20 protein-coding genes and 1 tRNA gene are annotated in these 24308 nt (G+C 55.6%); 8 read left to right on the top strand and 13 right to left on the bottom strand.

Annotated elements, in window-relative coordinates:
* Nucleotides 1–366: 366 nt before the first annotated feature.
* Together RRF56_RS10065 and psb32 are read left to right on the top strand one after the other, a co-directional pair.
* Nucleotides 367–639, top strand: a complete 273-nt coding sequence (locus RRF56_RS10065; protein WP_317037508.1) for an Npun_R1517 family heterocyst differentiation transcriptional regulator — start codon at nucleotides 367–369, stop codon at nucleotides 637–639.
* 156 nt (nucleotides 640–795) lie between these two features.
* Entirely contained in the window at nucleotides 796–1536 is a 741-nt protein-coding gene (gene psb32, locus RRF56_RS10060; protein WP_317037507.1) for a photosystem II repair protein Psb32, read from the top strand.
* A 93-nt stretch (nucleotides 1537–1629) separates the two neighbouring features.
* Here the strand turns inward: psb32 and RRF56_RS10055 are convergent, their stop codons facing one another.
* Nucleotides 1630–3540, bottom strand: coding sequence for a polysaccharide deacetylase family protein (locus tag RRF56_RS10055; RefSeq protein ID WP_317037506.1), 1911 nt, complete (start codon nucleotides 3538–3540; stop codon nucleotides 1630–1632).
* Nucleotides 3541–3728: 188 nt separating this feature from the next.
* Between RRF56_RS10055 and pheA the strand changes: the two genes are divergently transcribed.
* Nucleotides 3729–4634 (top strand): prephenate dehydratase, encoded by a 906-nt coding sequence (pheA, locus tag RRF56_RS10050; RefSeq protein WP_317037505.1) that lies wholly within the window; start codon nucleotides 3729–3731, stop codon nucleotides 4632–4634.
* Here the strand turns inward: pheA and RRF56_RS10045 are convergent.
* From RRF56_RS10045 to RRF56_RS10005, 9 genes are all read right to left on the bottom strand, one after another.
* Nucleotides 4615–5256: an LON peptidase substrate-binding domain-containing protein gene (locus RRF56_RS10045; RefSeq protein ID WP_317037504.1), complete on the bottom strand. Its 642-nt coding sequence runs from the start codon at nucleotides 5254–5256 to the stop codon at nucleotides 4615–4617. The genes pheA and RRF56_RS10045 overlap by 20 nt on opposite strands.
* A gap of 196 nt (nucleotides 5257–5452) precedes the next feature.
* Nucleotides 5453–5770 carry a 30S ribosomal protein S10 gene (gene rpsJ, locus RRF56_RS10040; RefSeq protein ID WP_017300626.1) on the bottom strand — a complete coding sequence of 106 codons (318 nt, stop codon included), beginning with the start codon at nucleotides 5768–5770 and terminating at the stop codon, nucleotides 5453–5455.
* 115 nt (nucleotides 5771–5885) lie between these two features.
* Nucleotides 5886–7115 carry an elongation factor Tu gene (tuf, locus tag RRF56_RS10035; RefSeq protein ID WP_317037503.1) on the bottom strand — a complete coding sequence of 410 codons (1230 nt, stop codon included), beginning with the start codon at nucleotides 7113–7115 and terminating at the stop codon, nucleotides 5886–5888.
* Between the two features lie 23 nt (nucleotides 7116–7138).
* Nucleotides 7139–9214 (bottom strand): elongation factor G, encoded by a 2076-nt coding sequence (gene fusA, locus RRF56_RS10030; protein ID WP_317037502.1) that lies wholly within the window; start codon nucleotides 9212–9214, stop codon nucleotides 7139–7141.
* Nucleotides 9215–9334: 120 nt separating this feature from the next.
* The gene (gene rpsG / locus RRF56_RS10025) at nucleotides 9335–9805 is read right to left on the bottom strand and encodes a 30S ribosomal protein S7 (RefSeq protein WP_317037501.1); all 471 of its coding nucleotides are present in this window, start codon (nucleotides 9803–9805) and stop codon (nucleotides 9335–9337) included.
* Nucleotides 9806–10022: 217 nt separating this feature from the next.
* Nucleotides 10023–10400: a 30S ribosomal protein S12 gene (gene rpsL, locus RRF56_RS10020; protein ID WP_317037500.1), complete on the bottom strand. Its 378-nt coding sequence runs from the start codon at nucleotides 10398–10400 to the stop codon at nucleotides 10023–10025.
* A gap of 129 nt (nucleotides 10401–10529) precedes the next feature.
* Nucleotides 10530–10922 (bottom strand): iron-sulfur cluster assembly accessory protein, encoded by a 393-nt coding sequence (locus tag RRF56_RS10015; RefSeq protein WP_317037499.1) that lies wholly within the window; start codon nucleotides 10920–10922, stop codon nucleotides 10530–10532.
* A 113-nt stretch (nucleotides 10923–11035) separates the two neighbouring features.
* The gene (locus RRF56_RS10010) at nucleotides 11036–11455 is read right to left on the bottom strand and encodes a phosphomannose isomerase type II C-terminal cupin domain (RefSeq protein ID WP_317037498.1); all 420 of its coding nucleotides are present in this window, start codon (nucleotides 11453–11455) and stop codon (nucleotides 11036–11038) included.
* Between the two features lie 284 nt (nucleotides 11456–11739).
* Nucleotides 11740–13551, bottom strand: coding sequence for a phosphodiester glycosidase family protein (locus RRF56_RS10005; RefSeq protein WP_317037497.1), 1812 nt, complete (start codon nucleotides 13549–13551; stop codon nucleotides 11740–11742).
* A gap of 473 nt (nucleotides 13552–14024) precedes the next feature.
* On the opposite strand from RRF56_RS10005, the gene gltB reads away from it, so the two are divergent.
* Together gltB and RRF56_RS09995 are read left to right on the top strand one after the other, a co-directional pair.
* The gene (gene gltB, locus RRF56_RS10000; RefSeq protein WP_410510558.1) at nucleotides 14025–18722 is read left to right on the top strand and encodes a glutamate synthase large subunit; all 4698 of its coding nucleotides are present in this window, start codon (nucleotides 14025–14027) and stop codon (nucleotides 18720–18722) included.
* A gap of 350 nt (nucleotides 18723–19072) precedes the next feature.
* Nucleotides 19073–19255, top strand: coding sequence for a hypothetical protein (locus tag RRF56_RS09995; protein ID WP_317037495.1), 183 nt, complete (start codon nucleotides 19073–19075; stop codon nucleotides 19253–19255).
* A gap of 30 nt (nucleotides 19256–19285) precedes the next feature.
* Here RRF56_RS09995 and RRF56_RS09990 read toward each other — a convergent pair whose 3' ends face one another.
* Nucleotides 19286–20344 (bottom strand): NAD(P)/FAD-dependent oxidoreductase, encoded by a 1059-nt coding sequence (locus tag RRF56_RS09990; protein WP_317037494.1) that lies wholly within the window; start codon nucleotides 20342–20344, stop codon nucleotides 19286–19288.
* 96 nt (nucleotides 20345–20440) lie between these two features.
* Here RRF56_RS09990 and RRF56_RS09985 point away from each other — a divergent pair, with 96 nt between their 5' ends.
* The 3 genes from RRF56_RS09985 to RRF56_RS09975 all read left to right on the top strand — a co-directional run bounded on the left by RRF56_RS09985 (nucleotide 20441) and on the right by RRF56_RS09975 (nucleotide 22301).
* Entirely contained in the window at nucleotides 20441–21292 is an 852-nt protein-coding gene (locus RRF56_RS09985) for a hypothetical protein (RefSeq protein ID WP_317037493.1), read from the top strand.
* A 44-nt stretch (nucleotides 21293–21336) separates the two neighbouring features.
* Nucleotides 21337–21960 carry a J domain-containing protein gene (locus RRF56_RS09980; RefSeq protein ID WP_317037492.1) on the top strand — a complete coding sequence of 208 codons (624 nt, stop codon included), beginning with the start codon at nucleotides 21337–21339 and terminating at the stop codon, nucleotides 21958–21960.
* Nucleotides 21961–22028: 68 nt separating this feature from the next.
* Nucleotides 22029–22301 (top strand): DUF3143 domain-containing protein, encoded by a 273-nt coding sequence (locus RRF56_RS09975; protein WP_317037491.1) that lies wholly within the window; start codon nucleotides 22029–22031, stop codon nucleotides 22299–22301.
* Between the two features lie 213 nt (nucleotides 22302–22514).
* Here RRF56_RS09975 and RRF56_RS09970 read toward each other — a convergent pair.
* Nucleotides 22515–22596, bottom strand: a tRNA-Leu gene (locus RRF56_RS09970).
* Nucleotides 22597–22671: 75 nt separating this feature from the next.
* Complete coding sequence (locus RRF56_RS09965; protein WP_317037490.1) at nucleotides 22672–23799, bottom strand: DUF2235 domain-containing protein; 1128 nt, start codon at nucleotides 23797–23799, stop codon at nucleotides 22672–22674.
* Nucleotides 23800–24308 lie beyond the last annotated feature (509 nt).

Below are 24308 nucleotides of genomic sequence, written 5' to 3'. Positions count from 1 at the left end.
GACGTATAAAAAAAAGATTCTTGTCTGAAAATGTACGGATAAGCCTGAATGATATTAACCGCCGCCTCATAAATCTATGTCAATCCTGTGAAAGTAACCCTCAAAAATAGGCCGTAGCTCGATTTTTTGGTTTGATGGCATCAGGGAGCCAATGCTAGGGTTACTACCGATGTCTAACGACCGACACGGCAGCCCAAAGCATAGGTGCCTCATCGTCATCAAAGGGATTGCATCACCGCCCCTAGCTCGTTCTAGTTAGCTGTTTCGGTGCCGTGCCCCTGCTCGCCCCCAGTAGGCTAATGCTCTAGCCCCCAAGCCTCCTCTGATGACTCCTTGCACATCTACTTAGGGAGTACACCTCTGACTATGGCTACATTCGCACCCCGTCCGTCGGCTGAGACTCAGGTTGGCATTTATGAGTGCGAAATCACCCTCAAATTTCGCATCTTAGAAGAAAGCCATGTCATTGCCAATCGCGAACATCTTCTAGAGCAACTGCTCGATGCCTTCTCCTACGGCAGCGATGAATTTGTCGAACAGTTAGAGTCTCAAGTTGAAGTCAGCGAAGTGTCGGAAATGGCAGCATCACCGTTGATGCGTCGGCAACTCATTCGGCTCCGCAATTTGCCCTCGGCTTAAACGATCAGTCTCAGCCGTGCCTCTAGGGGCGTCTATGGTAGGGAAACTAGGCGGATCTAGTTCCCTCAAGGGTCTAAGCCTCGTATATTGATTAATAGGGTTTTGGGTGCAGTTCGCTCGGCTCTCTCAACTCAGTAGTCGCTGTAGCTTAGAACCATGCGTAGTCACTTCCTGCAACGAACAATTGCCCGGTTAGTCAGGCTCTGCCGGATTAGCGTTGTGGGCCTGATCTTGCCGCTGTTTTTGGTATTTGGGCTGACGGCGGCACCCGCTGAGGCGGTAGCTGTCTTTCAAGTGCCCACAGTAGCGGCTGGTGACTCAACCTGGGTAGTCGACGAAGCCAGCATTATTAGCCGCATCAACGAAAACAAAATCTCGGGTCGTTTAAGCGATCTAGCTGGCACTACAGGAAATGAGACTCGCTTAGTCACCATTCACCACTTTGACTACGGCGAAACCATCCAAACCTTTACCGACAAGTTATTTGATCGCTGGTATCCCACGCCAGAAGCTCAAGCCAATCAAACCCTGCTGGTGCTTGATGAGGTGACTAAGACCGTCGGTATTCGCGTAGGCGATCAGTCTGCTACTCTGCTTACCCCCGACATCGCCGACAGCGTTGCCCAAGAAACGGTGCTTTACCCCCTACTGGAAGGGGACAAATATAATCAGGCGTTTCTAGCCGCTAGCGATCGCTTAGTGGCTGTACTGAGTGGCCAAGCAGATCCTGGCCCCCCCGCGTTTGACGATTCCTTTAACAGCGAAAGCACCTTTACCAGTGCCGAAGAAACCGCTGAAAACCGTAGTAACACCACCATCTTGCTGGTTGTCCTATTAGTTCTAGCCACTGTAATTCCCATGGCTACTTATTTCTGGTATGCCGGGTTTGGCAATTAAAACATGCCAGAAAGTCAGGAGAGTTAGCCGATGCTTTCCTGCACCAGATTGGAGCCGTTGCGCTAGTGTAGTCTACGAAATAATTCAGGCTGCTTAGCGCTTTCTGGTGGTGGGGTTCTCGGCGTCTAGCATCAAGGGGCAAGGGCTGCCATTATGGGCTTCGGGAGGCACCAACCCCACTAGATGGGGTACCGGACGAGGGACATAACCTACCAGCGAATCGCCTTGGTAGGCTAACGATGTGCTGGCTCCAGAGTCAAGCATGACCGCATCGCGTAGCCCCGCTTGGTAAAGTAACTCGCCCAGTTCAACCGAGTCAACCATGGTGTGAGTGGCCCCTACCACAGGTTGCCCGGCCGTATTCACTCCCCAAAAGGCGCGGTGTCGACGAGCGTCGTAATCAAACAAGGTGCCAAAACTGCTAGCGGGCTGGGGTAAGCCATCTTTGACTAACCAGGCGGCAGCGACGAAGGCATCGGTGACCCCAGGTAGTTCACGAACTAAGCCTGCCAAAGTGTTGTGGCGATCAGCATCAAAGGGCACAAAGAGTACTCGGTGAGGAGCCATTAGCACTAAGGGGCGGCTGTTGAGCTTAGGAATTTCTCCGGCATACCCGGGCACAAACTGCTTGGTGCTCTGACTCAGCACTGGGCCAATCATGACGTTAGAGTCGAGGTATTTTAGCGAGAAAAACCCTCCGTCTACGGCCCCGGTGATGTTGCTGCCCGCCAGCATATCTGGCAGTTGATAACGGCTGTTTGCGTGAATGGTCACTGGGTGACCACCGCTGATTAAGCTCAAGGATTGTCCATCTAAATTGAGCTTTTGCAGTTCTACCGGGGTAGCAAAGTTAAACTCTGAATGGGCTATTGCTACGGGTGCCATTCCAGTCGCAGGCGGCCCACCCCAGGCCACATCTATCAATGAGTCGAGGCTAGACTGGCCGAACCGCTCGATCGCCAGGAGTGACTCCGAGGCACCGGCAAACTGCTCATTTTGCTGGCGCATGGTAAACGCTGCCAGGTATCCAGCATCGGCCACCACCTGCGCTACCCGCTCGTCGTAGTGGCCGGTCGGGTAACTAAAGTAGCGCATAGGAATACCCAACTCGCTCTCTAGTCGTCGCTTAGACTCAACGACTTCGTAGATCAGCTCGTCGTCACTGAGGGCGCGTAGATCTTCGGGGTGGGTGACGCTGTGGGAGGCGATCGTGACCAGAGGATCCGCAGCCATAATTTTGAGCTGCTCCCAGGTCAGGGTAGAGCGACCGGCAACTTCGCCGTCTACCTTGCCGGGAAACACAAAGAAAGTGGCGGGTACTTGGTACTTTTGCAGCAGCGGGAAGACATGCTCATAATGCCCTACATAACCATCGTCTAAGGTGATCAGAACTGGTTTTTCGGGCAGAGCGGCTCCGGTGCGCAGGTGCTGTACCAACTGGTCAGGGCTAATCGGCGTCAATCCATTGTCGAGAATAGTTTGCAGATGGTTCTCAAAGTCTGTGGGAGTAAGATCAAAAAAGACCTCTGGTGGCTCAAGTACGTCGTGGTACATCAAGATCGGCACCCTGGCTTCAGCGGCCTGGGGATGAATGCTAGGCCAAGGGGCTGCTGCCAGTTGAGCGATCGCAGCTGTCCCCAAAACGGCGCTCCCCGCCCCTAGCCCTGCTCCTTGAAATAGCTGGCTACCAGCGGCAGCAGAATTTTCTATGGCTGCCGTCAGCTCTACCGGACGACGGCACAGCCTTTCACTACTCATGACGGTGGGAAATGCGTCTAAACCAGGGGCATCGCTCAGTGTAAAGAGCCTCGCAGTCAAAGCTTGAGGCTGCTCAGCCGCGGGTGATGCGGCCCACCCCGCATTGCCAATGCGCAGGCTGCCGGTGCCTAAGGCTGCGGCTAGAGGCACCGCCGCGCCCAAGAGAAATGCTCCTGACCCAAAGGCCACCAGAATTTTCATTGAACCTGGCTTAATGCCAAATCGTTCCTTGACGCGCTTAACCATCACCTTCACTCCCTACCAGAATTCAGGTTCCGGCAAAACCCTTTACATATTACTGGGGAATGTTAACTTTGTTGGCCCAGCTTAGCCGGTTTTTGGGTTAAGGCTCGATTAATCCTAGCTTCCGCTAAAACAGGCGATCGCGCCAGCCTAGACGTAGTATGGAACAAGCCCGCACCTGCGATTCTGCTATGACGATAACTGTTGCCTACCTAGGGCCTGAGGGCACCTATTCCCAACTTGCTGCTCTGGCCTATAGCCTTGATCTAGAGCACCGCACGGGGCAATCTGTCGAGCTCAAGGCCATGCCCAGTATTCCTACCGCTATGCAGGCCACAGCTACTGGTGCTACCCAGCTCACCATTGTGCCCGTCGAAAATTCTACCGAGGGTGGCGTTACCACTACCCTAGACATGCTCTGGCAGCTTCAGCGGCTCACTATTCGTCACGCCATGGTGATGCCCATTCACCACGGACTGCTTTCCCAGGCTGGCGATTTAACGACGGTCAAGGTAGTTTACTCTCACCCCCAGGCGCTATCCCAGTGCCAACAGTGGCTAGAGTGCCATCTACCCCAAGCCGAGCTAGTGGCCACGCGTTCTACTACAGAGGCCCTAGATCACCTCGCTGACAATAAAACGGTAGCGGCCATCGCCTCAGAATGGGCCGCTCAGCTCTATAGCCTGCCAATTTTGGCTCACAATATCAACGACCACTCTGATAACTGCACTAAGTTTTGGGTACTTAAAGGTCATACTGCTGAAGAGTCCAGCAAAGCCGGACAATACACCTCTTTAGCCTTTAGTCTGCCGGTCAATGGCCCCGGTGCTCTGCTTAAAGCCCTGGCGGTATTTGGCCATTACGGCATTAATCTCAGTCGCATTGAGTCACGCCCCACCAAGCGATCGCTGGGAGAGTACCTGTTTTTTGTCGATCTTGAAACTAACGGTCACAGCCCTACAGGTCAACAGGCTATAGAAGATCTGTTGGGCTGCACCGAAAGCCTGGTTAATTTTGGCACCTACGATCTGATGACTATAGATCCGAGCCTAGCGGCAGCAAAAGCCAAAACTGGGGTTACTCAAGCACTTCCTTAAGGGCGGTGCGGGCGGCTAGGTGATTGCGGGTAGAGGTTAAGATTTCAGCTTCCCGTTCCAGACGCACGCTGGTGTCATCCATCTCTAGCAGCGCCTGCTGCTCTAGGGCGACTCCATGCAGGTTACTGGCTACCCAGTAGGAGAGCTCGATAGGAATATCAGGAATATTGTCAGGCAGGTCAATATCCTGGTTGGTCAATTTAGCCGACAGATGCACCACATCTCGCAGTAGGCGATCAACATCTGAGGCCAAGGGATGAAGGTCTTGGCTAGTGGGTTTATCTTCGATCCACTCCACTAGACCTACTCGATAAGGCTTTTCGCGCACGTAGCTAAGTACCCGAAACCGCTGCTGACCAAGGGTCAAAATCTTTAGGCGATCGTCAGGCAATCGTTGGTAGTGAAGGATCTCGGCGCAGCACCCTACCTGGGCAGGTTTGCCAGAGGTCGGATCTAACATCAACACCCCAAAGCGGCGATCGCTTTGCAGGATAGTGTTCATCATGATCCGGTAGCGGGGTTCAAACACGTGAAGCGGCAGGTGCCTCCCCGGAAATAAAACTAATTCAGGTAGCGGGAAAAGCGGTAGCTCTCGCACAGATAGGGACTCGGAGAATGCCATTATCGCCTCTTACGGGATTCAAGCACGCCGTGCCGGGGCAGGGCAGCTTGTAACACTTGTTTACATATGAATTATTCTAACCCAACTCACCTGAAGAATGCTGTGGCCTGGGTCGGGGTTCTAGCCTATCGGTGGTCAGCCTAGATGCCAAAAACCCGCCAAGCATAATGCCTTGGCGGGTCAGAGAAAATAGATGTTACAGCTTTACTTCAATATCTACCCCAGCTGGTAAATCTAGCTTCATCAGAGCATCAATCGTTTTAGACGACGGCTGGTAAATATCAATAATTCTGCGGTGGGTACGGCTCTCAAAGTGCTCTCGGGAGTCTTTGTCAACGTGAGGAGAACGCAGCACGCAATAAATGCGGCGCTTAGTTGGCAGGGGAATAGGGCCAATGGCTGTAGCGTTGGTGCGATTAGCCGTATCAACAATCTTCTCGCAGGAGGTATCAAGTAGTCTGCGATCAAAGGCTTTGAGGCGGATGCGAATCTTTTGTTGCTGGATGGTAGCCATAGGTCTCAACTAATTAGGTTGTCAAGGTGCGAAATGAAAGCAAATGATGTCTAGACAAAAGACAGGAGCAAGCCTTTAATCGGGTTGCTCCTGTCCTTGAGAAGTGAGCCTAGGGCTACTTCAGAATTTTGGAAACGACGCCCGCTCCAACAGTACGGCCACCCTCACGGATAGCAAATCGCATGCCCTGCTCAATAGCGATGGGGTTGATGAGCTCTACGGTCATCTTGATGCGATCGCCAGGCATAACCATTTCAGCATCGCTACCGTCATCACCGGTAAAGGCCATGATGCTGCCGGTTACGTCAGTGGTACGCACATAGAACTGAGGCTTGTATCCGGGGAAGAAGGGAGTGTGACGACCGCCCTCTTCCTTCTTGAGAATATAAACCTCAGACTCAAACTGGGTGTGAGGAGTGATGCTGCCGGGCTTAGCCAACACCATGCCGCGCTCGATGTCCTCTTTTTGAAGACCCCTGAGTAGCAGACCGGCGTTGTCACCAGCCATGCCCTCTTCAAGACTCTTCTTGAACATCTCAACCCCAGTAACAGTGGTGCTACGGGTGTCGCGAATGCCTACCAACTCAACGGTTTCGCCAACCTTGACCTTGCCGCGCTCAATTCGCCCAGTGGCTACGGTACCCCGACCGGTAATTGAGAACACGTCCTCAACAGCCATCAGGAAAGGCTTGTCGATGTCGCGCTCAGGGGTGGGGATGTAGTCATCAACGCTGTCCATCAGCGCTAGGATTTTGTCGACCCACTCGTTTTCACCACGGCTGATAGCGGGGGTAGCAGTCAACGCTTCTACTGCCAGTAGGGCAGACCCAGAGGTAATGGGAATATCGTCGCCCGGGAAGTCGTAGGAGCTGAGGAGCTCACGAACTTCAAGTTCAACCAGCTCTAGCAGTTCCTCGTCATCGACTTGGTCTTGCTTGTTCAAAAACACCACAATGCTGGGTACGCCGACCTGCTTCGCCAGCAGAATATGCTCCCGGGTTTGGGGCATGGGGCCGTCGGCAGCCGAGCAAACCAGAATCGCGCCGTCCATCTGGGCCGCACCGGTGATCATGTTTTTCACATAGTCAGCGTGTCCAGGGCAGTCAACGTGGGCATAGTGGCGAGTTGCAGTCTCGTACTCCACGTGGGCCGTGTTAATGGTAATACCACGAGCCTTCTCTTCAGGGGCCGCATCGATCTCGTCATACTTACGAGCCTTAGCACCACCAGCCGCCGCTAGCGTCATGGTGATGGCTGCCGTCAGAGTGGTCTTGCCATGGTCAACGTGACCGATGGTGCCGATGTTGACGTGGGGTTTATTGCGTTCAAACTTTTCGCGTGCCATTTACGTTACGTGTCCTTTCCTTTCTAAGCGTTCCCAGTGTTTTTAGAGATAATGGCCTCAGCCACGTTTCGAGGAACCTCGCCGTAGTGGCTAAACTCCATCGAAAAAATGCCCCGACCCTGCGTTTTAGAGCGGATGTCGGTAGCATAACCAAACATCTCAGCTAGGGGAACATGGGCTGTAACTTTTGCAACGCCAACCTCTGTTCCCATACCCTCGATCTGGCCCCGGCGGGAGTTCAAGTCTCCCATGACGTCGCCCAGAAAATCTTCTGGAACTTCAACCTCGACCTTCATGATCGGCTCTAGAAGGACGGGAGACGCCTGCATGACGGCTTCCTTCATCGCCATTGACCCAGCAATTTTAAAAGCCATCTCTGATGAGTCTACATCGTGATAAGACCCATCGACCAGAGTAACCTTCAAATCAATCACGGGGTACCCAGCTAGGATACCAGATTCGCAGGCCTCTTTCATGCCCTGTTCTGCCGGGGAGATATATTCTTTGGGAATAGTCCCCCCAACAATCTTAGACACAAACTCAAATCCACTGCCTTCATCAGTGGGTTCTACCTCAACCACCACGTGCCCGTACTGGCCTTTGCCACCGCTTTGGCGAATAAATTTGCCCTCAGCGTTAGCCGCCTTACGAATTGTTTCTCGATAGGCCACCTGGGGAGCACCGATGTTGGCCCCTACCTTAAACTCCCGCAACATGCGGTCAACCAGAATGTCGAGGTGCAGCTCACCCATGCCCGCGATCACGGTCTGGTTGGTCTCTGGGTTGGTGCTCACCCGGAAGGTAGGGTCTTCTTCGGACAGGGATTGTAAAGCTTTAGCCAGCTTATCCATGTCTTGTTTCGTTTTAGGCTCTACCGCTACGGATATCACCGGTTCGGGCACATAGAGCGACTCTAGTACGATGGGCTGAGATGGGTCGCAGATGGTGTCGCCGGTAAAGGTGTCCTTGAGGCCAATGGCGGCTCCCAGGTCGCCTGCCCTCAGCTCATCAACCTCAATGCGGTCATCCGCCTTAAGCACAATGAGCCGAGAAATACGCTCTTTCTTATCCTTAGTGGCGTTGTAGATGTAGCTACCTTTTTTGAGCACCCCCGAATAGACTCGTACAAAGGTCAGACGTCCGTAGGGGTCAGCCATGATCTTAAAGGCCAGCGCTGAGAGAGGCGCGTCATCATCGGCCGGGCGCTCTGCTTGCTCTCCACTGGGCAGTAGGCCCTGAATAGCAGGTACGTCAATGGGGGCAGGCAAGTAGTCAACTACGGCATCGAGCAATAGCTGCACGCCACGGTTCTTAAAGGCCGAGCCGCACAGTACAGGAATCAACGTGCCCTTGACCGTGCCTTGGCGCAGGGCAGCCATGATCTCCTCTGTAGTTAAGGGGCTACCTTCGAGATACTTTTCGACCAAGCTCTCATCGACTTCAGCTACGGCTTCTTCGAGCTGAGCGCGATAGTCTTTGGCGATCGCCAGCATATCGTCTGGGATCTCGGTGTCGTCCATGCTTTGGCCCAGATCGTCGTGGTAGATCCGGGCGCGCATGGCCACCAGATCGATCACACCGCTAAAATTGCCCTCGGCACCGATGGGCAATTGGATTGGGACAGCATTGGCATTGAGGCGATCGCGGAGTTGATCACAAACTTTGAAAAAGTTAGATCCAGTGCGATCCATCTTATTGATAAAGGCAATGCGGGGCACACGGTAGCGATCGGCCTGCCGCCACACTGTTTCGGACTGGGGCTGAACGCCCCCGACTGAACAAAACACCGCAATCACCCCATCCAGCACCCGCATTGATCGCTCCACCTCAATGGTGAAGTCAACGTGCCCCGGAGTATCAATGATGTTGATTTGGTGATCACGCCAGCTGGTGCTGATAGCCGCAGCGGTAATGGTGATACCCCGCTCCCGCTCCTGCTCCATCCAGTCGGTAACCGCAGTACCCTCGTGCACCTCGCCAATTTTGTGCACCATGCCTGAGTAGAACAGGATGCGCTCTGTAGTTGTGGTCTTGCCCGCATCAATGTGCGCCGCAATGCCAATATTTCTAACTCGCTCTAGGGGCGTTGTTCGTGCCACAGCTACCTCCTCGTTACTCTACGGCTGGCCGGTTTGACAAACCCAAACACACTTATTCTAGGAAGCCGAAACCGCTATCGCCAACGAAGCAGACACTCTGCAGCCACAGAAATCGCTTTACTAATAGCGATAGTGGGCGAAGGCCTTGTTTGCTTCTGCCATGCGGTGGGTTTCTTCCCGCTTGCGGACAGCGCCACCGGTTTCGTTGGCGGCATCCATCAATTCGTTGGCGAGCTTAATCGCCATAGATTTGCCAGGGCGCTGCCGAGCAAATTGAGTGAGCCAGCGTAGGGCTAGGGCTACACTGCGTTCTGAGCGCACTTCCATGGGCACCTGGTAAGTGGCACCACCTACTCGACGGGCCTTAACTTCGACTAACGGAGAAGCGTTACGCACGGCCCGCTCAAACACATCGAGAGGATCGCCACCGCTGCGCTCTTTGATAATGCCGAAGGAGTTGTAGATGATTTTGTCAGCCAAGGACTTTTTGCCGCTGGTCATTAAGCGGCGGCTCATCATCGTGATGAGACGGCTGTTGTAAACAGAGTCGGGCGGGATCGGACGCTTTTGAATAACGGTACGGCGGGACATGATTTAACTTCCAGTAAGTTAGAGGCTAGCTGGCCAATGAATACAAAACAAATTAGCTAAAGCAGGCAATTGGCACGAGTCAAGCTAGCTAGCTTTTGGCCAGCTTAGGGAGGTACAAAGCAGCCTGTTGGCCTCCCCCACTCAACCACAGCGAACTTGATTACTTGATCAAGAGACCTAGCTTAACTGCGGCTCGTAAACCCTAAAATGCCTTGGACTAGGATGCTTTAGGACGCTTAGCGCCATATTTAGAGCGCCCTTGGCGACGGTCTTTGACGCCAGCGGTGTCAAGGGTGCCACGAATGATGTGATAGCGAACCCCAGGTAAATCTTTTACCCGTCCGCCACGAATCATCACCACGGAGTGTTCTTGAAGGTTGTGGCCAATGCCAGGGATGTAAGCGGTCACCTCAAACCCAGAGGTCAGGCGAACCCGTGCCACCTTCCGCAGAGCCGAGTTAGGCTTTTTAGGAGTGGTAGTGTAGACACGGGTACAGACCCCCCGACGCTGCGGGCAGCTTTTTAGGGCAGGGGACTTGGTTTTCTTCTCGGCTTTTTGGCGCTCACTCCGGATGAGTTGCTGAATCGTGGGCATAAGTGCTTCTGCTGCTACGGCGGATAAAACTCAAGTTTTCACAAGATCTAATGCTAGCACTGTAAAGAAGCTTTGGTCAAACACCGTCAGCAACTCTTGTCTCCGAGGCTTGCCTATCTGATGGTTTTGTTAGGAGGTTGGCAAATGAGCGGCGGTGCAGTCTTGGGTAACTGGGGTGTCGCTGCTGAGGGCGAAGGCGTTGCCGCAGCCACAGGTGCGCTGAGCCAAGGGGTTGATAAAGCGAAACCCGCCACCCATGAGATCTTCGGCGTAATCGATCACTAGGTCTTTGATTAGTTCGAGCTGCTCTGTGGGCACCGCAAGGCTGATGTCGTCATAGGTGAGGGCGGTCAGAGGCTGTTGGAGGCTGGTTTCTGCTCTCAGTCGGTAGGTCCAATCGGCACAACCCCCAGGCTCAAGGCTGAGATAGATCTGTGGGGACTGCCCGGGTGTCGGGGGAGCAGGGTGTCGACCCAGCAATCGCTTGAGTTCTTGGGCGGCGGCAGGACGAATCTGAACCATGGGGGATATGCAGCAACTCATGAAAAACGGCGGTACTGCTGAGCTTAGCACTACCGCCGTTGCCTATTGAACCAGGGAGATCAAGGTTGGCTAGGTTTTTTCAACGTGACGGCTTAGACAGGTTCGGCTCGGGAGTAGTCGTCTTGGAATCGAACGATGTCGTCCTCGCCCAGATATTCGCCATTTTGTACCTCGATCAGAACTAGAGGAATAACGCCTACGTTTTCTAATCGATGTTGGGTGCAGGGGGGGACGTAAGTAGATTGGTTGGTGGACAACAGAATTTCGTTGTCGCCACAGACGACTTTGGCGGTGCCAGAGACCACAATCCAGTGCTCACTGCGGTGGTGGTGCATTTGCAGGCTGAGACGATGGCCTGGCTTGACCTCAATGCGCTTGATTTTGTAGCCTCGACCCTCTTCAAGTACGGTGTAGGATCCCCAGGGGCGCAGACCGGTTTCAGCGATTTCGTTGCCGTTGCTGGTAGCTAGAGCCAAGGTTACGGGCTGAATCGACTCTTGTAGTTTTGGCATAACAATAATTCTCCTAGAACCTGAATATTAAGATTGAGCCAGGGCTAACGATTTGAATGGGCTGCTCGCCCCTCAAAAGGCCCACTGCTTAAGAGACTTTGCCTGTGCCCAAAGGTTTCAACTGCCCGCTGATTTGGGCAGGTTTTTCAGCCCATAGTCTAGCAAGGGCAAACCGGTAAGCTGGGGCCCTGAACGACAAAATGGGGCAATTACACGAAGTCTTTACACCCAACTTTATGTTGTTCTAACACTCCCAGGAATGCGGATGCGGGAGCAGGGCAGGGCTAAGGTAGAAACACGCCAATGGCGTTGTTGACCCTAGCGGCTGTGCGAGGCGAGCGGTTGATTAACCGCCCGCCCAGGTAAAGGCTGGCGGAACTACCGCCATCTAAGTTGAGGGCATCGGTGCTGCCCAGTTGGATCATGATTTGAGCGAGCTGATCGAGGGTAGGGCCGGGGCCTAGGGGGCTGTTGTGGACGGCCACGAGCAATATTTCGCCGCTGGCAGTTAAGCCAATGGCGCTACGGGGGGCTGCCTGAGTGCCGAAGGCAGCGCTAAACTGCTCTAACCTGGCGTCAAGGACGAGGGTGCGATCGCGAATTAGCAGCGGTCCGCCGCCGACAATATTGGGGAAGGGCGCTAGGCTGGCGGGCAGTAATTCAGACTCTAGGGTGACCGGTTGCCCGGGGGGTAATGCCTGGGCCGCTGTAGCATAGGCCCTCAGCGCCAGCACATACCCCTCTGGCGGAATGGCTATGCTGCTCGAGCCGATCGCGCCGGTAGCCTGCTGGGCGGTGACGACGCCATTAATCACCGTTACCACGGTTTCGCCATCGAGAATGGGCTGATAGGTGCGCCCCCAGGCGGAGGTGTAGAGGCCGATGCCCGCCTGTACGTAGCCACTGTTGATCGCCTGGATTGGAAAGGTTTGGCCGTTTCCGGTCGTGAGTGCCTGGCGGAGAAAGAGGCGCTCCATGCGCACTTGGCCCTGGTCATTCCAGCCGATGACACCTCGGCTGAGGATGGGGCCTGAAATCCAATTTTGGTTGGCGCGTACTGCCCCGAGGGGGAACTGGTTATTGCGGTTGAAAAAGCCAGCGTTGATGGCGGCGATCGCCTGCCAGCGCTGGGCCGTGGTGGTCAGAGGAGCGGTGCCGACTGCGGTTGTGGGGTCGGGCCAAATGGGCCGCAAGCTGGCTTGGGCTGGGTCAAGTTGCAGCCAGTAAACCGGAAACGACTGCCCGGCGACGGCGACATACCGCTGCTGCCAGCGGACCCCAGGTGCCCAGGCAATGCTATGGGGTTGAAGCCGATCGGCGCGAATGTCGATCAAAATTTTGGGAGGGTTGGCCTGGGTGGCTAGGCGAGGTTGATGGCTGGCCCTGGCCTGGAGTCGGATGCCTGTGGCTACCGGCGTGGCGGTGAGTGATCCCAGGTGGGCTCCGGCGGGGGCTGCGATCGCATCTCTGAGCACTGCCGTATTGGCAGCGGCTCCCAGGGTGAGGGTCAGGGCATCAACGCTATCGGCTAAAGCCACCGGAGCCGGGCCTGATAGATCCACGATTAAACGCTCGCCGCCGGGGATGGCTGTTCGCCGCAGGCCGACGACCTGGGCGGGGGGAGTCGTAATTTGTAGGGCTGTGCCTTGGGTTTGTACCTGCCAGCCGTAGCGCTCGGCCAGAGGGGTGATATCGAGAAAACGATAGCCGCCCTGCACCCAGGCCGCTAGGTCTACCGCCTCGCCAGGCTGGGTGAACCACTGGACGGGCTGCTGATTGGGGTGTCCGTTGCTGAGTAAGGTGGCTCCGAGGTGATCGGTGACCCCATAGTCGGCCAGGCCAATCTGGCCATGGGCTATCATCCACGGAATGCTAACCTGGCTACCGTTGATGATCAGGGTCTGGCCTTGAGCCACCGGAGGAAGGGCGGCGTTGGCGAGGCCGATCTCTGCAGAGGGTGGGTTGCCAGGAATCGCTAGGGCGGGCAACGGGGCGATCGCCCCCAGCAGGCCCATCCCGACCCAGCTGCCGATCAGCCAGCGGCAGCCTAAGGAAAAACGATTTGGAAAAGGCGCTGAGACAGGCCGTCGAACCATGGGAACACAAGCGTAATAAACGACTAAGTTTTACAGGCCCAAGCAACAACTGCCCGGGCGACCTAATATCGATTTAGAGGTGATTTTGAAACAATCGCTACCGTCACCGTCGCTTAATTCTAAGAAGCTGTGACTCAATGCTAGGCCTAAGGTTTGTAAACTACTGGTAAAGTCTGTAAATTACTGATAGAGCGCACCACGCGCTAACGCTTTATGACTAGAATGCTCGCCTTGGATGTTTTAGATCAGGGCGCGGTGAATTGGCCGAGGCGGAGGCACTGCCCCTAAGCCTGCGCCGGGTTGCTTAAATCGATGCTAGGCCAGACAGTTTCTTCTGGCTCGGTTTCTGGGCCGCAACCGGAGAAAATAGGTTTTTTGCCGCTTTTGTGACGTAATGCGTGCTGCTAGGCTAGTTTCCCCGGCTAGATCATTAGTTTTTTCATTGCCCACTTTTTCCTTAGTTTTGCTCCTCCATGGGACATACACCTGTGAATCAACCCTATCAAACTCGGCAACACACCCGTTCTGAATGGCCAAACTGGGGGCCAAAGTCGTTGGTCGAAGAACGCGATGCCTGTGGCGTGGGCTTTTTAGCCGATCGCCAGAATCGTCCCAGCCACGATCTAGTGTCTAAGGCTCTTGCGGCTCTGGACTGTATGGAGCACCGGGGGGGCTGTTGCGCCGACCAAGATTCGGGGGATGGGGCCGGAGTAATGACGGCGATTCCGTGGGTGGTGCTGAGCCGCTGGGCAGAGCAGCAGGGCTATGGAGCGATTCAGCCAGACCAGACTGGTGTGGCCATGATTTTTCTGCCGACCCACGTCGAGGCTGCGACTTTAGTGCGTGACACCTTCAACCAGGTGGTGAAGGATGAGGGGCTGACCGCTGTGGGTTGGCGTACTGTACCTGTGCGCCCTGAGGTGCTGGGTGCCCTGGCCAAGCAGTATCAGCCTCGCATTGAGCAGCTGGTGATGGCCTCTGCTGCAGAAACTGGCGATGATTTGGAGCGTCGATTTTATCTGGTGCGTCGCCAGGTGCTGCATCTCATTGCTCAAAGGGTGGCCAATGCCGATGGTCTAGCCGCCGAGGTGGTGGCAGGGCTGAAGGATTTTTACGTCTGTTCCTGCTCTAGTCGCACCATTGTGTACAAAGGCATGGTGCGATCGGCGGTGCTGGCCACCTTTTACGAAGATCTGCGGGACCCTGACTATGTCAGCCCCTTTGCGGTGTATCACCGACGCTTTAGCACCAACACCATGCCCAAGTGGCCCCTGGCCCACCCCATGCGACTCTTGGGCCACAACGGCGAAATTAATACGCTGGTTGGCAACATCAACTGGATGGTGGCCCGCCAGGCCGATCTTTACCATCCGGTGTGGGGCGATCGCTTCGATGTGCTCAAGCCCATGGTCAATGCCGAGAACAGTGACTCTGCCAACCTCGATAACGTGATGGAGCTGCTGGTGCGATCGGGGCGATCGCCCCAGGAGGCGCTGATGATGATGGTGCCCGAGGCCTACAACAACCAGCCCGAGCTCGATGCCTATCCTGAAATCACTGATTTTTACGAGTACTACAGCGGTCTGCAAGAACCCTGGGATGGCCCGGCCCTGATCGTGTTTAGCGATGGTACCCAGGTGGGGGCCACCCTCGATCGCAATGGCCTGCGCCCGGCCCGCTATGTGGTCACCAAAGACGACCTGCTGATGGTGTCATCAGAGGCTGGCGTGCTGGATGTGGCTCCTGAAGACATTGTAGAAAAGGGCCGACTTGGCCCCGGCCAGATGATTGCTGTCGATCTGCACAGTCAGGAAATTCTGAAAAACTGGGCTATCAAGCAGCGGGTGGCCACTCGGCATCCCTACGGCCAGTGGCTGAAAGACAACCGGGCTGAGGTGCAGCCCCAGCTCTTTAGCGAAACCGCTGTCTACAGTTCTGAGGCTCTGCTGCGCCAGCAGAGTGCCTTCGGCTACACCGCCGAAGACGTGGACATGATCATTCAGGACATGGCGGCCCAGGGCAAGGAGCCCACCTATTGCATGGGGGATGACACGCCTCATGCCGTACTTTCCGACAAGCCCCACCTGCTCTACGACTACTTCAAACAGCGCTTCGCCCAGGTCACCAACCCCGCTATCGATCCCCTGCGGGAGCGGCTGGTGATGTCGCTAACCACGCAACTGGGTGCCCAGGGTAACCTGCTCGACGAGCAGCCGGAGTATGCCCGTCTGCTGCATTTAGAAAGCCCAGTCATCAATGAAGTGGAGTTGGAGCATATCCACGGATCGGGCTTTGCTACGGCCACGCTATCTACGCTGTATTCCATCACCGATGGCCCTGCTGGGTTGCAGGCGGCGGTGGACGCCCTGTGCGATCGCGCCGATGTAGCCGCCAAAGCCGGGCAAACCATTCTCGTGTTGAGCGATCGCGTCGATGCCCAAGGCAACCCAGCCACTCTCAGCGCCGAAACCAGCTACATTCCCCCTCTACTGGCCGTGGGGGCCGTGCACCACCATCTGATTCGCAACGGGTTGCGCATGCGCACCTCGCTGGTAGTCGATACGGCTCAGTGCTGGAGCACCCATCACTTTGCCTGTCTGATTGGCTACGGGGCCAGCGCCGTGTGTCCTTACCTGGCCCTAGAGTCGGTGCGCCACTGGTGGGCCGACAATCGCACGCAAAAGCTGATGGAAACTGGCAAGTTGCCGGTCTCCACCCTCAACGGTGCCCAAGACAACTACCGCAAGGCTGTGGATGCGGGGCTGCTGAAGATTCTCTCGAAGATGGGCATTTCGCTGATTACCAGCTACCGGGGGGCGCAGATCTTCGAGGCCATTGGTATTGGCCCTGATTTGCTCGATCTGGCTTTTCGAGGCACGACGTCTCGACTGGGGGGGCTGTCCTTAATAGAGCTGGCCCAGGAAACAATTAGTTTTCACCAGCGGGCGTTTCCTGAACTGACTACTAAGCGCCTGCAAAACATGGGCTTTGTGCAGTCTCGACCCAGCGGCGAGTACCACATGAACAACCCTGCCATGAGCAAGCTGCTGCACAAGGCGGTGGCTGAACGCCAGTACGATCACTACGAACTGTACAAAGCACAGCTTGAAAACCGCCCAATCTCAGCCCTGCGCGATCTGCTCGACTATGAGAGCGATCGCCAGCCCATTCCCCTCGACCAGGTGGAATCGGTAGAGGCGATCATGCGCCGCTTTTGCACTGGCGGGATGTCGCTGGGGGCGTTGTCGCGCGAAGCCCACGAGGTGTTGGCAGTAGCCATGAACCGCATTGGTGGCAAATCTAACTCTGGGGAAGGGGGCGAAGACCCGGTACGCTTCAAGGTGCTCTCTGATGTGGACGGTGAAGGCAACTCTCCGACCTTCCCTCACCTGCGCGGGCTCAAGAATGGCGACACCGCTAGTTCGGCCATTAAACAGGTGGCCTCTGGGCGCTTTGGCGTCACCCCCGAGTACCTAATGCATGCCGAACAAATCGAGATCAAGCTGGCCCAGGGGGCCAAGCCGGGGGAGGGCGGCCAGCTGCCCGGCAAAAAAGTTAGCCCCTACATCGCCATGCTGCGGCGGTCTAAGCCTGGGGTAGCGCTGATTTCGCCGCCGCCCCACCACGACATCTACTCCATTGAAGATTTAGCTCAGCTGATCTTTGATCTACACCAGATCAACCCTAAGGCAGGGGTGTCGGTGAAGCTGGTGTCGGAGGTGGGCATTGGCACCATTGCCGCTGGGGTAGCTAAGGCCAATGCTGACGTCATTCAGGTGTCGGGCCACGATGGTGGTACCGGAGCCTCGCCCCTCAGCTCGATTAAGCACGCTGGCGTGCCCTGGGAGCTAGGTTTGACCGAAGTGCACAAGGTGCTGATGGACAATGAGCTGCGCGATCGCGTCACGTTGCGGGTCGACGGTGGCCTCAAAACCGGCTGGGATGTGGTGATGGGAGCCCTGATGGGGGCTGAGGAATTTGGCTTTGGCTCCATCGCCATGATCGCTGAAGGCTGCATTATGGCTCGGGTTTGCCACACCAACAACTGTCCGGTAGGGGTGGCCACTCAAAAAGAGGAGCTGCGTCAGCGGTTTACCGGGGTGCCCGAGCATGTGGTGAATTTCTTCTATTACATTGCTGAAGAGGTGCGATCGCTGCTGGCTCGCCTGGGCTACAGTTCTCTAATCGACATTGTGGGACGGGCCGACCTGCTCAAGCCGAGGGCGGGGGTTTCCCTGGCCAAAACTAAGGCGCTAGATCTAACCACCCTGATGAATCTGCCCGACGGGCGCGGCGATCGCACCTGGCTCCAGCACGGCCCCGTGCACAGCAACGGTCCGGTGCTCGACGACGAGATACTGGCTGATGCCGACATTCAAGCGGCAATTCAAAATCAAGGTACCGTGACAAAAACCTATAGTGTGATCAACACCGATCGCACCGTTGGGGCTCGAGTCGCGGGGGCGATCGCCGAGAAATACGGCAATTCCGGTTTTGAAGGGCAGCTCAACCTCACCTTTACCGGCAGTGCGGGCCAGAGTTTTGGGGCCTTTAATCTGCCCGGTATGACCCTAACCCTAGTCGGCGAGTCTAACGATTACGTCGGCAAGGGCATGCACGGCGGCGAAATTGTGGTCAAGCCCCCCGCTGGCATTACCTACAATCCGTCTACCAACGTGATTGTGGGCAACACCTGTCTATACGGTGCTACCGGCGGTACCCTCTACGCCCTGGGCACTGCTGGGGAGCGGTTCGCCGTGCGCAACTCTAAGGGCCAAGCGGTGATTGAGGGAGCTGGCGATCACTGCTGTGAGTATATGACCGGTGGCATCGTGGTAGTGCTGGGTGCGGTTGGCCGCAACGTCGGCGCTGGGATGACCGGCGGTCTTGGGTACTTCTTGGACGAAGATGGGCGCTTCCCGGTGCGAGTTAACCCCGAGATTGTCAAAGTTCAGCGCGTGATCACTCCGGCTGGAGAAGCTCAGCTCAAGGCGCTGATTGAGGCTCACCTGGCCCACACCGGCAGCCCTAAGGCTGAGGCAATTTTGGCCAACTGGAGTGAGTATCTGCCCAAATTCTGGCAGGTGGTGCCGCCCTCGGAGGCCGATACCCCCGAGGCAAACCCCGATACCACCAGCGCCGAGAAAGTGTTGAGCTCGAGCCAGTCCTAGCGTTCTATTGGGATCAAAAAGAGCTGGACGACATAGGGAGGGCATGCCTACGTCGCCCAGCTCTCGATCCTGAGCGGCCCCTAGAGTGACGCCCTAGCGGTTCTTTACTAGGGCTAATTCTTGCTCCAACATCCCTCTCAGCACCGATGCTCCTATGTGTTAAAGTAAACCTCTGGTTATGGCATGTCGTGAACAACGAACGCCAGTGCGGGCAGAGTGTTAGTTGGCCCAGTGTTGCGTTTGCCGCTGAGATGTTGGCAAGAGACGCTGGCCCTAAAGCCTGGGAATTTCCCTGTTTGCTGCCATTTTTGTTTGCTGATCACACCTGCCCTGTTGTCTGAGGTTATTGAATGTCTAAACGTCGCAATCCTAAGAAAGAAAAAGCATTACGCAACCAAGCCTACGCCCGCAAGTTCCGCAAAAAGCGGTCGGGCAATCAGCGCTTCTTCCGTCGCAACAACACGGGGGCTACCGATGAAGAGGGTAGCGAAGATAAAGAAAATAGCGATTACTCGAACAGCAACAACGCCTAAGTTAGCCCCAGCGTCCCAGCTAAGGCAGAGTTATGATGCTAAAGCTTGGGCGATGAGGTTAGCAGCTTGATGCCCCGAGGCGATCGCACCCTCAACGTTGCCCCCATTGCACCAATCGCCACAACCGACTAGGTGCGGTAGGGTAGGGCAACTCAGCACCGTAGAACCCAACGGTTGGTGAACAAACCCGTAGCGCCAGCGGTGTACTTGTGTCCACTCCGGTGAAGCCAGCCAGGGGGCAAGGTGCTGAGCCGCAGTGGTCAGGAGGGCTTGGCCAACGCTGGCTAAGTCGGTGTGATCGAGATGTTGGGCAGCAAAGGCGGCACTGCTGTGCACCACAACCACCGGTTCGGTAGAATCGGTGTGTTTGCTGCTATCTAGGGCTATCCAGCGCAGCTGAGGGTGATGGTCGCCTGTGATCATCCAGCCGCTGTCTGTCTGTTGCGCGGGCAAGCGGCTAGATGAGGTCTTACCGTAGCCAGCCATCACGGTTAGCACTGCTTCAAACTGGACGGCTTGAAGGCGTTGATTTAACGTTTGAAGGGCCGGATTATCCGCTGCGGCTTGATCTATCAAAGCAGCGGCTTGGGGGGCGGGGATCGCCACCACGACGGCTTTGGCCTCAAGGGTCTGAGGCTGGCTCTGAGAATTGGCCTCCCCTATTTCTCCCTCAATCCGCCAGCCCTGGGAGATCGGGGTCACAGTTGTGGCCCGCCAGTGACGATGGATAGTCAGCCCTGGTGCCAGAGCTTTGGCAACGGCACTCATGCCATGGGGGGCAATGTAGAGCGGCTCGGTGGCGATCGCGCTTAGCGTTCCGTTAGCGGCCAAAGCAAAACTCTCTGGTTGCCAACCCTGGAGCACCCCAGCGGCTAACAGCGTTGAAACCAGGCTGTGGGACGCGTCAGCAAACGGTTGTAAATACCGACAGCCGTGATCTATGACCGTAGCCCCTAGGCGGCGCGTGGCCATGCGTCCTCCTAGCCCGCGAGATTTGTCGACCACAAGTACTCGGTAGCCCGCCTGGTGGAGTTGGCGCGCCGCCGTGAGTCCACTGAGTCCTGCCCCAATTACCACCACGTCATCCATCTATTTCTCTCCCAATTTCGCAGTGTGCCGTTGCCCAACATCCTATCTTGGGGAATTGTGTAAAAATGTAAGACAGTTTTTAACCGGTGATGCCCAGTGGATGAGCTGCGGTCTGCCCTGGAGCTAGCAACAGACGAAGAACTTCAGGCCCTGACAGAAATGCTGTTTCGGCCTCGGTTTAACCCGCTTGATTATTGGCAAAATGCGGATCCGTTAACTGTACAGTGTGGTACCCGACAGCAGTGGCTCGATCGCCTAGAGCAGCGCTTTCGGTTTCTGGCGGCAGATGGGTTAACGGTCATCAACGGTCAGAGCCACCGAGTCACCTACCGGCAGGCCCTGATCCAAGTGTGCCGCTATCTCAAGATTGCTTACACCGAAGCCTGGTCGACGGGCGACTTAGAGGCCGAGGTGTTTTTGCACCTGCTCCGCAGTAACTTGAAGAAGCTGCCCAGACTAGAACGCGATCGCCTTCAGCAATCGCTCACCCAGACCTTGACCGGCTCGGCCCAGTTTGAAGCCTTACCCCCAACGCTACAGGCTAATCCCCTAGCACTGCTGGCTAAAGGTAGCGGAGTCGTGGCCGTCAGTGCTGTGCTCCAGCCCTGGCTGCTTCAGCAGATTGCTAGGCAAATGGCTTGGCAGGTGGCCCGCTACGAGGTGGCCCGCCAGGCTGTGGTCAAAGGCGGGGGCACCATGGTCGCTCAAATGCATCATCGGTTTGCCTTGGGCCTGGCTTCTCGCAGCGTGGCGACTAGTGCCGCTCGTTATGGGGCTACCAAGGCGGTGTTTTCGGTACTGGGGCCAGCGCTGTGGGGCTGGTTTCTAGCCGATCTGGGCTGGCGGGCGGTGGCCACCAACTATGGGCGGGTGATTCCGGTAGTGTTTACCCTGGCCCAAATTCGTCTGACCCGCTCCTCTGAAGATTGGGAACTGGCTCCGGGATAGCCCAGCCTATACCCGTTGCTGTTTGCCCTGCCGAGTGGGATGTTATGCCTGACGCCAATCCAAGACCTAAAACCCACTATGACCAGCTGGGGGTTAAGCCTACCGCTAGCCCTCAGCAAATTCGACGTGCTTTCCGCGACCTTAGCAAGCTCTACCACCCCGACACAACTGAGTTGCCAGCCCCTGAAGCCACCGAGCGATTTCAGCAGCTCAACGAAGCCTATGCCATTCTCAGCAGTCCCGATCGCCGCTGGGTCTACGATCAGCAAGTTGGCTATTCTCGCATTTCGGTTATGCAGCCCCTAGAACCCCTCAACCGCTCGGCGGCGGCAGGGCGCGAGTGGCCCAAAAATATGTACCTCGATCCGACCGATCGCCCGTTGTCTGCTGGCGAAATTTTTGCCCTCTTTATTCTGGGGTTGACCTTTGTAGCCTGTCTGGCACTGGTGGTCACCGTGAGCCTTACCCGAGGTGACTATAGGGTTGAGCTAGAGATGAATGCTGATCCATTAACCCAGCAGCCCCGTGACCCTGTTCCTGCCCCGGCTGACGTCTCACCATCTGAGTCGGAGCCTAAAGCTGGGGCCAATGCTTTAACCGCCCCAGCTTTGCCGTCTCCCCCAACCCGGCCAGCGCCTGCGGTGCCGTCTCAGCCGACCTGGCTGTAGTCCCTTTTCTAGTCAGATAGTGTCACTATGGCGGCACTCAATGAATTGTTTTAACCTCAGAGACTCCTATGGCCCTTCCTTCTGCAACCACTCCTCTCTACAACCATCCCTTGCCCGATATTGAAACCTGGCTTCACCAGCAGGGCTGTACCCAGGATGCCGATGCACCTCACTGCTGGCGCACTGTACGTCCTCGCTGGGAGGCAGAAATTGTGCTAGAAACCGATTGTTTGGTGGTCCGCTACATCGACGCAGGGGCTGACAGCAAAGACGTACAGCGGGTGTTTAAATATTCGCTCAGCCGCCAAGATCTAGAAGAAGCAATTTTCTCAGGGCCTTAACGCCATGAATACTTGCTTTGGCAGGAGGCGCTCTTAGCGCTGTAGCCAATCTGGTTAAGACAGTTCCCCTCAAAGCGTTGGAACGTTCGAACGTTTCTAGGGTTTCTGGATGTCCTAACTCAGATGACTATAGCTATAGATCTACAAATTGCTTTACAAACTCAATGGGGCCAGATCTTGATTGAGATCTGGCCCCATTGAGTTTGTAGCTTATGCGGATGAAAGGACTTGAACCTTCACGTCCGAAGACACTAGAACCTAAATCTAGCGCGTCTACCAATTCCGCCACATCCGCGTTCAGTGCTATAGCATAGCAAACAATATAGGTCTGTGGGAAGCTCTTTTGAGGTCGTTTTTGACAAAACGCGGGTTAATCTGCGGTGTAGCTGTTGAGCTGGGCAACGAGGGCTGGTGGTAGGTTGCTAGGGCGGTAGGCGCTACCCAAGGTGCGCCAACGCTGAAACACACTGTTATGCAAAGCTGCGTCGGAGGGTATGGTGCGCGATCGCAGACCCGTCAGGCGAAACAGCCAGGCAATAGGCTGCATAACTACCGGGGCTGTGGGCTGTGGGTGGATGCTGTAAGTCGCTGAACGCGGAGCCTCGGGGTCGGGTTGGACTGCGCTGAGATCAAACTTTAGCCCTAAGTTAAGGGTGTTTTGAAGGGTGTCAATCATCCATAGGAGTGCACCATCGGCCAGGGGCAGTGTCTCAGCATTGCCGCCGCCGATCGCCCCATGATCTCCCGGAAACCAAACCTGATGCAAGGTCTGCCCAGCCTGAAGGTTGTGGTCACTCTGCTGCATAGGGGTGTAGTCAAAAACTTTGCGGGTTTCGTCAATGGCAACAGCATGGAGGGCATGATCGATCAGGTGGCTGAGCTGATAATCGTGGAATTCATACTTTCTGTTAACGATATAGCTCAGCAGTGGTATGGTGCGCGGGATTCCCAAGGCCCCTACGGTATCCCAACAGCCGAGGACGGTGACTCGGGCAGGGCGTACCTGGGTGCTGAGGGCATGCATGGCGCGCTGTTTGCGGGCTAACTCGTGGCGGTTAAAGTCGTCTGGGCTCAGGTGGCGATCGTGGCTGTAGCGGCCCCGGCTGCGGTAGATGTCGTAGACTGCGGGCACCTTGAGCACTTCGTTGCTGGGCAAAAGTCCTCCTGCAATGCGCATGAGTCCAGCTAGACTGCGCACGGTATAGGCTCCGCGACTGAAGCCAAACAGATAAATTTCGTCGCCTTCGTCGTAGTTGAGGCAGAGAAAGCGGTAGGCCGCCCGAATATTTTCATCAATGCCCCAGCCAAAGACCCCACCGAATAGACGGTTAAACCACTTGCCGCCTGAACCAAGACCCGCACTATATTCCACCATTTGGGGCTGTTGCAGATCGCTGTCTTTGGTATTGATGATCTGGGCTAGCTTAACTACATTGGTGGGAGTTTTCTGTCCAGCTACTTGCCAGGTACCGTCACAGCAGACTACAAGACGTTTCATGACAGGGTTCTCTTGGGGAATAGCAGATACGGCCCGTTAAGCTGGAGAAAGGCTTGGGGTGGGGTTTGTTTCGCAAGGTTGCCTGGCCTAGATCTGAAAGGCACCTATCAAGAATTCCAAGCAGGGCGCTCAAGCCTATCTTAGATCAGGAGCCGCTATTCTAGGCACCCTTGGGTTTGGCGCTCAAGCCGCCATGTATAGCTGTAGCCAGTCTGGTTGAGACATTTCCTCAAGAACGTTTGAACGTTCAAACGTTCTTGAGGTTTCTGTATGTCCTAACCCAGGTAGCTATGGCTATAACGATAATTGGGTTGACTGGTCAGGTATATTTTTAAAGAAAGTTTAAACCGACAGCGGCATCTTCTACTATGGCTTCTTTTGGGCATAAATGGGTGGATGCCGGCAATTCTAACGGCACGCTAAACATTGGGTTGAATATAGCTTGGATATTTTTGTTTGGCTGAGAAATTGCTTTGGTTTACCTATTTCATGCCGTGCTGCTGGCGATA

Origin of the sequence: Nodosilinea sp. E11 (assembly GCF_032813545.1) — a bacterium.
In the GTDB taxonomy this organism is placed as follows: domain Bacteria; phylum Cyanobacteriota; class Cyanobacteriia; order Phormidesmidales; family Phormidesmidaceae; genus Nodosilinea.
The sequence above is the reverse complement of the archived record's forward strand: the minus strand, read 5'-3'. Positions and strand labels throughout refer to the sequence as shown.

Excerpts from the sequence above, each read along its gene's own strand:
- rpsL (WP_317037500.1), bottom strand. The coding sequence starts at position 10,400 with ATGCCCACGATTCAGCAACTCATCCGGAGTGAGCGCCAAAAAGCCGAG.
- RRF56_RS10010 (WP_317037498.1), bottom strand. The coding sequence starts at position 11,455 with ATGCCAAAACTACAAGAGTCGATTCAGCCCGTAACCTTGGCTCTAGCT.
- tuf (WP_317037503.1), bottom strand. The coding sequence starts at position 7,115 with ATGGCACGCGAAAAGTTTGAACGCAATAAACCCCACGTCAACATCGGC.
- rpsJ (WP_017300626.1), bottom strand. The coding sequence starts at position 5,770 with ATGGCTACCATCCAGCAACAAAAGATTCGCATCCGCCTCAAAGCCTTT.
- rpsG (WP_317037501.1), bottom strand. The coding sequence starts at position 9,805 with ATGTCCCGCCGTACCGTTATTCAAAAGCGTCCGATCCCGCCCGACTCT.
- RRF56_RS09975 (WP_317037491.1), top strand. The coding sequence starts at position 22,029 with ATGGCCCTTCCTTCTGCAACCACTCCTCTCTACAACCATCCCTTGCCC.
- RRF56_RS09980 (WP_317037492.1), top strand. The coding sequence starts at position 21,337 with ATGCCTGACGCCAATCCAAGACCTAAAACCCACTATGACCAGCTGGGG.
- gltB (WP_410510558.1), top strand. The coding sequence starts at position 14,025 with ATGGGACATACACCTGTGAATCAACCCTATCAAACTCGGCAACACACC.
- RRF56_RS10015 (WP_317037499.1), bottom strand. The coding sequence starts at position 10,922 with ATGGTTCAGATTCGTCCTGCCGCCGCCCAAGAACTCAAGCGATTGCTG.
- RRF56_RS10055 (WP_317037506.1), bottom strand. The coding sequence starts at position 3,540 with ATGGTTAAGCGCGTCAAGGAACGATTTGGCATTAAGCCAGGTTCAATG.
- RRF56_RS10045 (WP_317037504.1), bottom strand. The coding sequence starts at position 5,256 with ATGGCATTCTCCGAGTCCCTATCTGTGCGAGAGCTACCGCTTTTCCCG.
- pheA (WP_317037505.1), top strand. The coding sequence starts at position 3,729 with ATGACGATAACTGTTGCCTACCTAGGGCCTGAGGGCACCTATTCCCAA.
- RRF56_RS09965 (WP_317037490.1), bottom strand. The coding sequence starts at position 23,799 with ATGAAACGTCTTGTAGTCTGCTGTGACGGTACCTGGCAAGTAGCTGGA.
- psb32 (WP_317037507.1), top strand. The coding sequence starts at position 796 with ATGCGTAGTCACTTCCTGCAACGAACAATTGCCCGGTTAGTCAGGCTC.
- RRF56_RS09995 (WP_317037495.1), top strand. The coding sequence starts at position 19,073 with ATGTCTAAACGTCGCAATCCTAAGAAAGAAAAAGCATTACGCAACCAA.
- RRF56_RS09990 (WP_317037494.1), bottom strand. The coding sequence starts at position 20,344 with ATGGATGACGTGGTGGTAATTGGGGCAGGACTCAGTGGACTCACGGCG.
- RRF56_RS10065 (WP_317037508.1), top strand. The coding sequence starts at position 367 with ATGGCTACATTCGCACCCCGTCCGTCGGCTGAGACTCAGGTTGGCATT.
- RRF56_RS10005 (WP_317037497.1), bottom strand. The coding sequence starts at position 13,551 with ATGGTTCGACGGCCTGTCTCAGCGCCTTTTCCAAATCGTTTTTCCTTA.